A 12,929-nucleotide genomic window follows, 5' to 3' on the forward strand; every position below is an offset into this window, starting at 1 on the left:
CACAGATGTAGTGACGGTGTGATTGCTTTCGCGAGCAGGCTCGCTCCCACAGGGGACGGTGTGAAGCTTGAAATCCGGGCAATAAAAAACCCCGCCTGCTCATCGCAGGCGGGGTTTTTCGTTACAGGGTAAGGCTGGCTTACATCATGCCGCCCATGCCACCCATGCCGCCCATGTCTGGCATACCGCCGCCAGCCGAGCCTTCTTTCTTCGGTGCATCAGCAACAGCTGCTTCGGTGGTCAGGATCAGACCGCCGATCGAGGCTGCAGCTTGCAGAGCGGAACGGGTGACCTTGGTTGGGTCCAGGATGCCCATTTCGATCATGTCGCCGTATTCGCCGGAAGCGGCGTTGTAACCGAAGTTACCTTTGCCGTTCTTCACTTCGTTGACCACTACGCTTGGCTCGTCACCGGAGTTGGCAGCGATCTGGCGCAGCGGCGCTTCAACAGCGCGACGCAGCACAGCGATACCCACGTTCTGGTCAGCGTTGTCGCCGGTCAGTTCGGTCAGGGCTTCCAGAGCGCGGATCAGCGCAACGCCACCGCCAGGTACCACGCCTTCTTCAACGGCTGCACGGGTTGCGTGCAGGGCGTCTTCAACGCGGGCCTTCTTCTCTTTCATTTCAACTTCGGAACCAGCGCCAACCTTGATCACTGCAACACCGCCGGACAGTTTGGCCAGACGCTCTTGCAGTTTTTCACGGTCGTAGTCCGAGGAAGTCTCGGCAACCTGGGCGCGGATCTGAGCGATACGTGCTTCGATGTCGCCTTGTACGCCAGCACCGTCAACGATGATGGTGTTTTCCTTGGACAGGGTCACGCGCTTGGCGTTACCCAGGTGCTCCAGGGTGGTGCTTTCCAGGCTCAGGCCGATCTCTTCGGAGATCACGGTACCGCCGGTCAGAACGGCGATGTCCTGCAGCATGGCCTTGCGACGGTCGCCGAAGCCTGGCGCCTTGACGGCTGCAACCTTGACGATGCCACGCATGTTGTTCACGACCAGCGTCGCCAGGGCTTCGCCTTCAACGTCTTCGGCTACGATCAGCAGTGGACGGCCGGCTTTGGCAACGGCTTCCAGCACTGGCAGCATTTCGCGGATGTTCGAGATCTTTTTGTCGACCAGCAGGATCAGCGGGCCGTCGAGCTCGGCCACCATGGTGTCCGGCTTGTTGACGAAGTACGGGGACAGGTAGCCACGGTCGAACTGCATGCCTTCTACAACCGACAGTTCGTTTTCCAGGCCCGAGCCTTCTTCAACGGTGATCACGCCTTCTTTACCGACCTTTTCCATGGCTTCGGCAATGATGTCGCCGATGGAGTTGTCGGAGTTGGCGGAAATGGTGCCGACCTGAGCGATGGCCTTGGTGTCAGCGCATGGCTTGGACAGGGCTTTCAGCTCTTTGACGATGGCGATGGTCGCTTTGTCGATACCGCGCTTCAGGTCCATCGGGTTCATGCCGGCAGCGACGGCTTTCAGGCCTTCGTTGACGATCGATTGAGCCAGAACGGTCGCAGTGGTAGTACCGTCACCAGCGTCATCGTTGGCACGGGAGGCAACGTCTTTGACCAGCTGCGCGCCCATGTTTTCGAAGCGATCTTCGAGTTCGATTTCCTTGGCGACGGAAACGCCGTCCTTGGTGATGGTCGGAGCGCCGAAGCTCTTCTCGAGAATCACGTTACGGCCTTTCGGGCCCAGGGTCGCTTTTACCGCGTCAGCCAGAACGTTGACGCCTTTGAGCATCTTGGAGCGAGCGGCATCGCCGAACTTAACTTCTTTAGCAGCCATGATCGATATTCCTTAAATACTTTGTAGTAACGGGAAAATGAACGGGGGTATCAGCCTTCGATAACAGCGAGGATTTCGTTCTCGCTCATTACCAGCAGGTCTTCGCCGTCAACTTTCACAGTGTTGCTGCCGGAGTAAGGACCGAACACAACCTTGTCGCCTTCCTTCACGGACAGTGCACGCACTTCACCGTTTTCCAGAGCCTTGCCCGGGCCTACAGCGAGAATCACACCGTGGTTGGCTTTTTCAGCAGCCGAACCTGGCAGGACGATACCGCCAGCGGTTTTCTTTTCTTCTTCGCTGCGACGGATGACGACGCGGTCATGCAGAGGACGAAGCTTCATTGTCGATCTCTCCTAATTGTGGTTTTCATCGGCCGGTGTAGTCCCGGCGGGTTTAACAAATCCGGCCTGCGCCGGTTGCGGTTCGTCGAGCGAACCGCGGAAGTCTGTCCGGCTTGAATGCCGGAAACCTTTCGGTGACCGATACATAAGGGCGCATAAGCTTATTACAAGGGCGGGGACAGAAAATTTTTCATCATGTGCCCCTTGAATGCCGCGCATAAACAAACGGCACCCGAAGGTGCCGTGTCAATGCAGGGGTTACTGGCTGTCGCGATGTTCGAACTCGCCTTCGATCACATCACCCTCGCGGCCCAGAGGCTGGCGCGGTGCAGGACCGCCACGGGGTTGCAGGTCATCGGCAAAGGCCCGCTGACGCATCGCCTGTTCTTCGGCGCGCTGACGCATTTTATTGGCCAGCAGACGACGGGTGAACGGCAACAACATCACCAGACCGACCACGTCACTGACGAAACCCGGCAGGATCAACAGGCCGCCAGCCAAGGCGAGCATCAAGCCTTCAAGCATGGTCTGTGCGGGCAACTCACCGCGATTCAGGCTTTCACGGGCACGCAGCGCAGTTGCCAGACCGGCGACGCGCAGTACGAACACACCGAACATCGAGCCGAGAATGATCAGCAGCAGGGCCGGGAAAAACCCGATCGCCCCTGCCACTTTGACGAATACGAACAGCTCCAGCACCGGAAACAGCAGAAAGAGCAACAAAAAAAGGGCGCATCAAAGATTCCTCAACGCAAGAAATGCCTTGCAGTAAGCCTTAGATGACGTCGCCCTTTCGTGAATTCAAGCGTCGGCCACCGCATTTTTTGGCCAGACCTCGGCGTGAGCCAGAGAAACCAAGGCTTCGCGCACTTGTATCGGCGTATGACAAGGCGCTTGAAAGGGCAACCAGTACAGTGCCTGACCGATGCGCAGGTGCATGCCTTCGCTGTCGATTCCGGCCAGTTGCGCCGGCACGGTTTGCGGCAACCCGCTGAGCTCCACGTAATGCGCGATGGCTTTGGCGTGATCGCTGTTCATGTGCTCGACCATGCTGATTTCCGCCTTGCCGGCAAACGGGTTGGCCAGGGTCAACTGATCGACCCAGTGAATCGCGCCGAAACCGCCGATGTAGCGGTGACGTACCGGGTTGAGCACCCAGAAATCAAAATCGTGGGCCTTGTGGTAGTTCTGCGAATCGGGGAAATAACGGTAGTAACGCTCGGCGGCGGCTTCGATAGCCGCCGGATCTTCGAGCTTTTGCGCCTCGGCCAGATAGGTCAGGCGACCAACGGCCTGCACGTCGTCGGCCTCACGCTCGCCCACCAGCAGCGAACACTTCGGGTCCTTCTGCAGGTTGTGAGTGTGTTGGGCGATGCGGCTGATCAGGATCAGCGGGCGGCCTTGCTCGTCCAGGCAATACGGCACCACTGAGCCGAACGGGAAACCGGGCATCGATTTGGAGTGGGTCGACAATACGCCACGGTATTCCTTGAGAAGCAATTCTCGGGCATTCTTGGCCGCTTCAACGCTCAATTTATGACTCCTTAAATAGAATCCGTCGAAAAAACGGACAGGCGCCTGGGGATAAGTCCCTGTAACGCCATCGGGCAATGCTCATGTGCAATCTGGCCATACCGGTACGGATCGAGCGTCGCCAATAACAAAAACCACTCAGACCGGCTATCGGGGCATGCGCATGCAACTCAACGACAAAGTAATCATTATCACCGGCGGTTGCCAGGGTTTGGGCCGTTCCATGGCCGAGTATTTCGCCGGCAAAGGCGCCAGGCTTGCACTGGTTGACCTCAATCAGGAAAAACTCGATGACGCGGTGGCAGCCTGCAAGGCCAAGGGTGTCGAGGCGCGCAGCTATCTGTGCAACGTGGCCAATGAAGAACAGGTTGAACACATGGTCGCGCAGGTTGCCGAAGATTTCGGCGCGATCCACGGCCTGATCAACAACGCCGGGATCCTGCGCGATGGCCTGCTGCTCAAGGTCAAAGATGGCGAAATGAGCAAAATGAGCCTGGCCCAGTGGCAGGCGGTGATCGACGTCAACTTGACCGGCGTGTTCCTGTGCACCCGTGAAGTGGCGGCGAAAATGGTCGAGCTGAAGACCAGCGGCGCGATCATCAACATTTCCTCGATTTCCCGCGCCGGTAACGTCGGCCAGACCAACTATTCCGCCGCCAAGGCAGGCGTGGCCGCAGCCACCGTGACCTGGGCCAAGGAACTGGCGCGTTACGGCATTCGCGTGGCGGGCATTGCGCCGGGCTTCATCGAAACCGAGATGACCCTGGGCATGAAGCCCGAAGCGCTGGAAAAAAATGACCTCGGGTATTCCGCTCAAGCGCATGGGCAAGCCGGAAGAGATCGCCCATTCGGCCGCGTACATCTTCGAGAACGACTACTACACCGGGCGGATTCTGGAGATGGATGGCGGGTTGCGCATCTAAAGCAAGATCAAAAGATCGCAGCCTGCGGCAGCTCCTGCACAGAGCTTTTCTGTAGGAGCTGCGCAGGCTGCGATCTTTTAGCAAACGACGCCGATCAATCGTCACTGATGCTGATATTCGGCATTGCCGGCGTCGCCGCTTCCTGCAACACAATGCGCGCGCCGACGTGGCGGGCCAGTTCCTGATAGACCATGGCGATCTGGCTGTCCGGCTCGGCGATCACCGTTGGCTTGCCGCCATCGGCCTGCTCGCGGATCAGCATCGACAGCGGCAGCGAGGCCAGCAGTTCGACACCATATTGAGTCGCCAGCTTCTCGCCACCGCCCTCACCGAACAGATGCTCGGCATGTCCGCAGTTCGAGCAGATGTGCACCGCCATGTTTTCCACCACGCCCAGCACCGGGATGTTGACCTTGCGGAACATTTCCACGCCTTTGCGTGCGTCCAGCAGCGCCAGATCCTGAGGGGTGGTGACGATCACCGCACCGGCTACCGGGACTTTCTGCGCCAGGGTCAGCTGGATGTCGCCAGTGCCTGGCGGCATGTCGATGACCAGATAATCCAGATCGCCCCACGCGGTTTGCGTAACCAGTTGCAGCAAGGCGCCGGAGACCATCGGCCCGCGCCAGACCATCGGCGTGTTGTCGTCGGTCAGGAACGCCATCGACATGACTTCGACACCGTGGGCCTTGAGCGGCACGAACCACTTCTGATCCTTGACCTCGGGGCGAGTGCGCTCGGGGATGCCGAACATGATGCCCTGGCTCGGGCCATAGATGTCGGCGTCGAGAATCCCCACCCTGGCGCCTTCGCGGGCCAGCGCCAGTGCGAGGTTGGCCGCAGTGGTCGACTTGCCCACACCGCCCTTGCCCGACGCCACGGCGACCACGTTCTTGACGTTGGCCAGGCCCGGGATCTGGGCCTGGGCCTTGTGCGCGGCGATCACGCTGTCGACCTCGACCCTGGCGATCGTCACCCCATCGAGGTTTTCGATGGCCAACTGCAGCAACTGCGCCCAGCCACTCTTGAACAGGCCGGCGGCGTAGCCGATTTCCAGCTGAACCTTGACGCGGTCGCCATCGATCTCGATGTGCTTCACGCAACCGGCGCTGACCGGGTCCTGGTTCAGGTAGGGGTCGGTGTATTGGCTGAGGACGGCTTCCACCGCTGCGCGAGTGACGGCACTCATGGGCAACTCCGATAACAAGACTGGGAAAAGATGGCGGGTATCGTACGCTGGACGCTGATTTGTGGCGAACTGATTACTTCAACCCGTTAACCCCTGTGGCGAGGGGATTTATCCCCGATCGGCTGCGCAGCAGTCGCAAAACCATCACCCGCAGTGTGTCTGACAGGCCCTGATATCGGGTTTGGGGGCGGCTTCGCCACCCATCGGGGATAAATCCCCTTGCCACAAATGCTCTCAAAGTACCCAGCGGCACAGGGTGAAAAATATGCGCCAGCGCTTTATAGTGGCCGACCTCCGTTTCATCAAGTAGCGAAGCCCCACATGTCCGAACCACGCAAGATCCTCGTCACCAGCGCCCTGCCCTACGCCAACGGTTCGATCCACCTTGGCCATATGCTGGAATACATCCAGACCGATATGTGGGTGCGCTTCCAGAAGCATCGCGGCAATCAATGCATTTATGTCTGCGCCGACGACGCCCATGGTTCGGCGATCATGCTGCGCGCGGAAAAGGAAGGCATCACTCCGGAACAACTGATCGCCAATGTGCAGGCTGAACACAGCGCCGACTTTGCCGAATTCCTGGTCGACTTCGACAACTTCCACTCCACTCACGCCGAAGAAAACCGTGAGCTGTCGAGCCAGATCTACCTGAAACTGCGCGATGCCGGGCACATTGCCCAGCGCTCGATTACCCAGTATTTCGACCCGGAAAAGAAAATGTTCCTGGCCGACCGCTTCATCAAGGGCACCTGCCCGAAATGCGGCACTGAAGACCAGTACGGCGACAATTGCGAAAAATGCGGTGCGACCTACGCCCCGACCGACCTGAAGGATCCAAAGTCGGCCATCTCCGGCGCGACTCCGGTGCTGAAGGATTCCCAGCACTTCTTCTTCAAGCTGCCAGACTTCCAGCAGATGCTGCAGACCTGGACCCGCAGCGGCACCCTGCAGGACGCCGTGGCCAACAAGATCGCCGAGTGGCTGGACGCCGGCCTGCAGCAGTGGGACATCTCCCGCGATGCGCCGTACTTCGGTTTCGAGATTCCGGACGAGCCGGGCAAATATTTCTATGTGTGGCTGGATGCGCCGATCGGCTACATGGCCAGCTTCAAGAACCTCTGCGACCGAACGCCGGAGCTGGACTTTGACGCGTTCTGGGGCAAGGACTCGACCGCCGAGCTGTACCACTTCATCGGCAAGGACATCGTCAACTTCCACGCCCTGTTCTGGCCTGCCATGCTCGAAGGCGCCGGTTTCCGCAAGCCGACCGGGATCAACGTGCACGGCTACCTGACCGTCAACGGCCAGAAGATGTCCAAGTCCCGTGGCACGTTCATCAAGGCGCGCACCTACCTGGATCACCTGTCGCCGGAATACCTGCGTTACTACTACGCGGCCAAACTGGGCCGTGGTGTCGATGACCTCGACCTGAACCTCGAAGACTTCGTGCAGAAGGTCAACTCCGACCTGGTCGGCAAAGTGGTCAACATCGCCAGCCGTTGTGCCGGTTTCATCCACAAGGGCAACGGCGGCCTGCTGGTCGACAACAACGCTGCGCCAGAGCTGACCGAGGCCTTCCTCGCCGCAGCACCAGGCATTGCCGACGCCTATGAAGCCCGCGACTTCGCCCGCGCCATGCGCGAAACCATGGCCCTGGCCGACCGCGCCAATGCCTGGATCGCCGACAAGGCGCCATGGTCGCTGAACAAGCAGGAAGGCAAGCAGGATGAAGTCCAGGCGATCTGCGCCACCGGCATCAACCTGTTCCGCCAGCTGGTGATCTTCCTCAAACCGGTGCTGCCGCTGCTGGCCGCCGACGCCGAGGCATTCCTCAATGTCGCCCCGCTGACCTGGAACGACCACACCACCCTGCTGGCCAACCATCAGTTGAACGAGTTCAAACCGTTGATGACCCGCATCGACCCGGTAAAAGTGCAGGCCATGACCGACGCCTCGAAAGAAGACCTGACCGCCAGCCAGACCGACACCGGTGCTGCCGCACCTGCGGGCAATGGCGAACTGGCCAAGGATCCGCTGTCGCCGGAAATCGACTTCGACACCTTCGCCGCCGTCGACCTACGCGTGGCCCTGATCGTCAAGGCTGAACACGTGGAAGGCGCGGACAAGCTGCTGCGCCTGACCCTGGACATCGGTGATGAGCAGCGCAACGTGTTCTCCGGAATCAAGAGCGCCTACCCGGACCCGTCGAAACTCGACGGTCGCCTGACCATGATGATCGCCAACCTCAAGCCGCGGAAAATGAAGTTCGGCATGTCCGAAGGCATGGTGATGGCCGCCGGCCCTGGCGGTGAAGAAATCTACCTGCTGAGCCCGGACAGCGGCGCCAAGCCGGGTCAACGCATCAAGTAAGACCCAGCGGTAAAACGATCCCACAGGCATGTTCTGCAGGCCTGTGGGATTTTTCATATCTGGCCCACCCTTCGCGGGTGCCGGATAATGCCTAACCTTAAGTGACACCCGCCCGTTGCTGCCGGCAGAACCATGACCGAACTTGCGCTTACGCTGATCAGTGCCGCCCTGCTCAACAACTTCGTGTTGCACTGGCCGCTGGGTGTCGATCCGTTGCTGGCCGGCAGTCGGCGCCTGGTGCATGCGCTGGGGCTGGCGACGGGGTGCCTGATGCTGAGCGTCGGCATCTTCGGTTACGCAATCTGGCACTGGCTGCTGGTACCGCTGCAACTGCAGGCCCTGCACCTGTTCGTGTTCTTGCCGCTCAACGTGCTGCTGATCGCGCCAGTATTGAAACTGCTGACCCGTGCGCTGCCTGACTGGCCCTTCGATGGGCTATGGCCATTGTTGTTGGGCAATGCCGGCGTGCTGGGGCTGGCCTTGATCAATGCGCAAAATGATCATGGCCTGTTGCAGGCGGCGGCACTGAGCCTCGGCGCCGGGCTAGGTTTCTGGCTGGTGCTGAGCCTGTTCAGCGACTTGCGTGAACGCACGGCGGACAACGACATTCCCCTGCCCTTTCGCGGCTTGCCGATCGACCTGATCGGCGCCGGACTGATCGCAGTGATTTTTCTCGGATTCAGTGGACTGATCAAAACATGAGTCTGATTCAACTCATCGACGCCCTCCTGCCGCAGACCCAGTGCGGCAAATGCGGCCACCCCGGGTGCAAGCCCTATGCGCAAGGCATCGTCGACGGCGAACCGATCAACAAGTGCCCGCCCGGCGGCGACGAAACCATCGCCGCCCTGGCTGAACTGTTGAAAGTACCGGTGCTGGAACTGGACGTCAGCCGCGGCGCGGCACCGCCACAAGTGGCCTACATCCGCGAAGCCGAGTGCATCGGCTGCACCAAGTGCATCCAGGCCTGCCCGATCGATGCCATCGTCGGCGCGGCGAAACTGATGCACACCGTGCTGATCGACGAATGCACCGGTTGCGACCTGTGCGTGGCACCGTGTCCGGTGGACTGCATCGAGATGCACCCGCTGCCGCTCGGCACCTTGCCGGTTGTCGGTGGTCTGGCGACCAGCCTTGAAGAGCTGCGCGCACGCACGGCCAAACGCGATCATGCGCGCCAGCGTTTCGAACGCCGCAACGCCCGCCTGCAACGCGAAGAACAGCACAAACAGGCTGAGCGCGAAGCCCGCGCGCAACGGGCGGCGCAACCGGCGGCGGCCACTCTCGACCCGGTGCAGGCAGCTCTGGAACGGGTGCGCGCGCAGAAAGCCGCAACCGCCGATGCGGCGCTGAAGAAAGCCAAGATCGATGTCGCCATGAGCCGCGCGCAATTGCATAAATCGCTGAAAGCCTTCGGCCATCCACCGACCTTCGAACAGCAATCGCAACTGATCGTGCTGCAGCAGCAGTTCGAAGCGGCAGAACAGGCGCTGGCGAAACTCGAAAGCAGCGCCGCCGTTCCCGCCGCTGCGGTTCCGGCTCCGGCGAAAGACGCGGATCTGAAACGGGCAAAAATCCAGTTGGCCATGCGTCGCGCCGAACTGAAAAAGGCTCAGACCGCTGAAGCACCCGCGCAGCAGATTGCCACGCTGGAACAGGCCCTGCGTGATGCCGAGCAAGCCCTGCATGTGGCCGAGGCGGCCAGTGAGCAGCCTGTGCCTGATCGGGTCCGGGTGGAAAAGCGCCCGATCGACAACCAGCTCCGCCAGTTGAAAACCGAATTGGCCTACGCCCGCGCCGACCTGAGCAAACTCGAACGCCGCGCCGACACACCGAATGACATCCTCGACAAGGCCCGCGCTCGCCTGCTGGCCGCCGAGCGTCAGGTGCAAGACCATGTCGCCCCGTGAGGCAACGGATGATCGCCTGCAACAGGCGATGAAGCAGGTGCTGCTGGCCACGCTGCCGGGATTGTTGGCACTGCTCTGGTGTTACGGCTGGGGCGTGCTGATCAATTTGATTCTGGCGGCGAGCACGGCGCTGCTGATCGAAGCTGGCGTCACCCGCCTGCGGCGCCAACCTTTGCAACTGACGCTCAGCGATGGCAGCGCGCTGGTCAGCGCGACACTGCTGGCCGCTGCCCTGCCGCCTTACTGCCCGTGGTGGCTGACCGTGACCGCGGTGGCTTCGGGTCTGCTGTTCGGCAAGCATTTGTACGGTGGTGTCGGCAAGAATCCGTTCAACCCGGCCATGCTCGGTTTCGCCCTGGCGATGCTGCTGTTCCCGCAGCCGATGACCCACTGGCCGGCGCACGGCATGAATCTGCAGGCCGCTTTTGCCCAAGTCCTGAATCTGGGCCAGGCCCCGGACGCCTGGGTGCAGGCCACTGCGCTGGACAGTCTGCGCATCAACAAGAGCCTGACCATGGATGAGTTGTTCGCCGCCAACCCGGCGTTCGGCCGCTTCGGCGGACGCGGCGTGGAGTTGATCAATCTGGCGTTTCTCGCCGGCGGGCTGTGGCTGTTGCAGCGCCGGGTAATCGCCTGGCAAGCGCCGGTCGGCATGCTGGCCAGCCTGTTTGTCGACAGCCTGCTCTGCTGGAACGGTTCGGGTTCCGATTCCCACGGCTCACCGCTGTTTCATCTGTTGAGCGGGGCAACCATGCTCGGTGCCTTTTTCATCATCACCGAACCGGTGTCGGGCGCCAAAAGTCCGCTGGCCCGGCTGCTGTTCGGCGTTGGCGTCGGCTTGCTCACCTACCTGATTCGCACATGGGGCGGCTACCCCGACGGTGTCGCGTTTGCGGTGTTGCTGATGAATCTCTGCGTGCCAGCGCTGGAACGTTTTGCCGCCGCCCGCCAGACGCAGGTGCAATCATGAGCCGCACGGTTTCTGTCGTGACGCTCGTGCTGCTGGCCGGCGCGGGGCTCGGCCTGACTTATGTGGTGCAACGCGCCAGTGCGCCGCAGATTGCCAGCGAGCAAGCCCTGCTCGACAGCCGCAAGCTGCTCGATGTGCTCGCGGCCGATGCATACGACAATCAGCCGCTGGAGCAGCCACTGGCATTGACTGATGCGACGTTGAGCCACAGCAAATTGCTGGCGGGTTACCGCGCCAGCAAAGCCGGACAGCCGGTGGCGGTGCTGTTGCGCACGCAGACCGAGGGTTATGCCGGCGTTATCGAACTGCTGATCGCCATCGATGCCAACGGCAGACTGCTGGGCGTAAAAACCCTGCGGCACAACGAAACGCCCGCGCTCGGCGGGCGGATTGGCGACTGGCCGAACCACTGGCTGGCGACATTTACCGGTCAATCGCGTCACGCGCCTGACGACGCAGGCTGGGCGCTGAAAAAGGATCAGGGACAGTTCGATCAACTGGCGGGCGCGACCATCACCTCCCGGGCCACCGTCAATGCCATCCACGACGCCTTGCGCTACTTCGATGAGCACCGGGCAACCTTGCTCGGGATCGGATCATGAACCGGCCGACAAACCTGACGAATGCCTTGATGCTGGTTGTGCTGCTTGGCACCAGTACAACACTGGCTAGCGCATTGGGCATGCTGCTGATGTCGGGCGTCGTCGTGGCGGTTTACGGTGTCTGTTTCGGCGCATTGCGCTCGCGACTGTCTGACCGCGACCGGATGCTGGCCAGTCTGCTGCTGGCCGCCACCCTGACCAGTTGCGCCAATATCCTCGCGCAACGCTGGGCGTTGCAGTGGCAACAGTCACTCGGAATCTATACCGGGCTGATCGCCTTGCAATGCGTGGTGCTGGAATACAATGGATTCTTTGCCCAGGCATTTGGCCTGCGCCTGAAGTTTTTTGGCCTGTCGAGCGGGTTGCTGATCGCGCTGGCTGGACTGCGTGAACTGTTCGGTCAGGGCCATATCGGCCGTGGCCTGCCTGAGCACTGGCAAGGCCTGGTGCTGTTCGACGAAGGGCTGCACCTGTTCACCCTGGTTCCCGGCGCCTTTATCGTGCTTGGGCTTCTGCTCGCCGCCCGCCAGGCCTGGACCCGTTCGAACGCTCTCTCCAAGGAAACACATCATCCATGAATGCCGCAAAACGTCTGGAAATCTTCCGCAGACTTCATGAAGACAATCCCGAGCCGAAGACCGAGCTGGCCTATTCCTCGCCGTTCGAGTTGTTGATCGCGGTCATTCTTTCGGCGCAATCAACCGACGTCGGCGTCAACAAGGCCACGGCCAAACTGTTCCCGGTGGCTAACACCCCCGCTGCGATCCACGCACTGGGCGTCGAAGGGCTGTCCGAATACATCAAAACCATCGGTCTCTATAACAGCAAAGCGAAAAAACGTGATCGAGACCTGCCGCATGCTGGTCGAACTGCACAATGGCGAAGTCCCGCAGACGCGCGAAGAACTGGAAGCGCTGCCCGGCGTCGGCCGCAAGACGGCCAACGTGGTCCTGAATACCGCTTTCCGTCAGTTGACCATGGCGGTCGACACGCACATTTTTCGTGTGAGCAACCGCACCGGTATTGCCCCGGGTAAAAATGTCGTTGAAGTTGAAAAGAAGCTGATGAAATTTGTGCCAAAAGACTACCTGCTGGATTCTCACCACTGGCTGATTCTGCACGGTCGCTATGTGTGTCTGGCGCGCAAGCCACGCTGTGGCAGCTGCCGGATCGAAGATTTGTGCGAGTACAAACACAAAACCTCGGACGATTGATTGGCTATTGGAATAATTGATTTACCGATTGAAAAAATCTTTTTTACCCGCAGCAGGAATATCGATATAAGGAGCGCCAAAGGCA

At 60.5% G+C, this 12,929-nt stretch carries 11 protein-coding genes and 2 pseudogenes; 8 read left to right on the plus strand and 5 right to left on the minus strand.

Annotated features, from left to right (window positions below; genetic code table 11):
- Positions 1 to 139: 139 nt before the first annotated feature.
- The 4 genes from groL to HT737_RS08930 all read right to left on the minus strand — a co-directional run bounded on the left by groL (position 140) and on the right by HT737_RS08930 (position 3,663).
- Complete coding sequence (groL, locus tag HT737_RS08915; RefSeq protein WP_007964008.1) at positions 140 to 1,786, minus strand: chaperonin GroEL; 1,647 nt, start codon at positions 1,784 to 1,786, stop codon at positions 140 to 142.
- 50 nt (positions 1,787 to 1,836) lie between these two features.
- The gene (locus HT737_RS08920) at positions 1,837 to 2,130 is read right to left on the minus strand and encodes a co-chaperone GroES (RefSeq protein WP_007916610.1); all 294 of its coding nucleotides are present in this window, start codon (positions 2,128 to 2,130) and stop codon (positions 1,837 to 1,839) included.
- A gap of 258 nt (positions 2,131 to 2,388) precedes the next feature.
- Positions 2,389 to 2,853: an FxsA family protein gene (locus HT737_RS08925; protein WP_182402263.1), complete on the minus strand. Its 465-nt coding sequence runs from the start codon at positions 2,851 to 2,853 to the stop codon at positions 2,389 to 2,391.
- 78 nt (positions 2,854 to 2,931) lie between these two features.
- Positions 2,932 to 3,663, minus strand: a complete 732-nt coding sequence (locus HT737_RS08930; protein ID WP_095668423.1) for a HugZ family protein — start codon at positions 3,661 to 3,663, stop codon at positions 2,932 to 2,934.
- A gap of 163 nt (positions 3,664 to 3,826) precedes the next feature.
- Between HT737_RS08930 and HT737_RS08935 the strand changes: the two are divergent.
- Positions 3,827 to 4,586, plus strand: a pseudogene (locus HT737_RS08935) (SDR family oxidoreductase).
- A 94-nt stretch (positions 4,587 to 4,680) separates the two neighbouring features.
- Here the strand turns inward: HT737_RS08935 and apbC are convergent.
- Positions 4,681 to 5,775, minus strand: coding sequence for an iron-sulfur cluster carrier protein ApbC (gene apbC / locus HT737_RS08940; RefSeq protein ID WP_182402265.1), 1,095 nt, complete (start codon positions 5,773 to 5,775; stop codon positions 4,681 to 4,683).
- Positions 5,776 to 6,096: 321 nt separating this feature from the next.
- Here apbC and metG point away from each other — a divergent pair, with 321 nt between their 5' ends.
- The 7 genes and pseudogenes from metG (at position 6,097) to nth (ending at position 12,844) form a co-directional block, all read left to right on the plus strand.
- Positions 6,097 to 8,148, plus strand: coding sequence for a methionine--tRNA ligase (gene metG / locus HT737_RS08945; RefSeq protein ID WP_121186959.1), 2,052 nt, complete (start codon positions 6,097 to 6,099; stop codon positions 8,146 to 8,148).
- Between the two features lie 132 nt (positions 8,149 to 8,280).
- Complete coding sequence (locus tag HT737_RS08950; RefSeq protein WP_121186961.1) at positions 8,281 to 8,850, plus strand: electron transport complex protein RnfA; 570 nt, start codon at positions 8,281 to 8,283, stop codon at positions 8,848 to 8,850.
- A complete protein-coding gene (rsxB, locus tag HT737_RS08955; protein WP_182402267.1) occupies positions 8,847 to 10,058 on the plus strand; it encodes an electron transport complex subunit RsxB in 1,212 nt (403 codons plus the stop codon). Before HT737_RS08950 ends, rsxB begins: the two co-directional genes overlap by 4 nt.
- A complete protein-coding gene (locus tag HT737_RS08960; protein WP_182402269.1) occupies positions 10,045 to 11,028 on the plus strand; it encodes an RnfABCDGE type electron transport complex subunit D in 984 nt (327 codons plus the stop codon). Before rsxB ends, HT737_RS08960 begins: the two co-directional genes overlap by 14 nt.
- Positions 11,025 to 11,630 (plus strand): RnfABCDGE type electron transport complex subunit G, encoded by a 606-nt coding sequence (locus tag HT737_RS08965; protein ID WP_182402271.1) that lies wholly within the window; start codon positions 11,025 to 11,027, stop codon positions 11,628 to 11,630. Before HT737_RS08960 ends, HT737_RS08965 begins: the two co-directional genes overlap by 4 nt.
- The gene (locus HT737_RS08970) at positions 11,627 to 12,208 is read left to right on the plus strand and encodes an Rnf-Nqr domain containing protein (RefSeq protein WP_182402273.1); all 582 of its coding nucleotides are present in this window, start codon (positions 11,627 to 11,629) and stop codon (positions 12,206 to 12,208) included. Before HT737_RS08965 ends, HT737_RS08970 begins: the two co-directional genes overlap by 4 nt.
- Positions 12,205 to 12,844: pseudogene (gene nth / locus HT737_RS08975) on the plus strand (endonuclease III). Before HT737_RS08970 ends, nth begins: the two are co-directional and overlap by 4 nt.
- Positions 12,845 to 12,929: the final 85 nt, after the last annotated feature.

Source organism: Pseudomonas sp. MD195_PC81_125, assembly GCF_014060985.1.
GTDB classification, from domain to species: domain Bacteria; phylum Pseudomonadota; class Gammaproteobacteria; order Pseudomonadales; family Pseudomonadaceae; genus Aquipseudomonas; species Aquipseudomonas parakoreensis.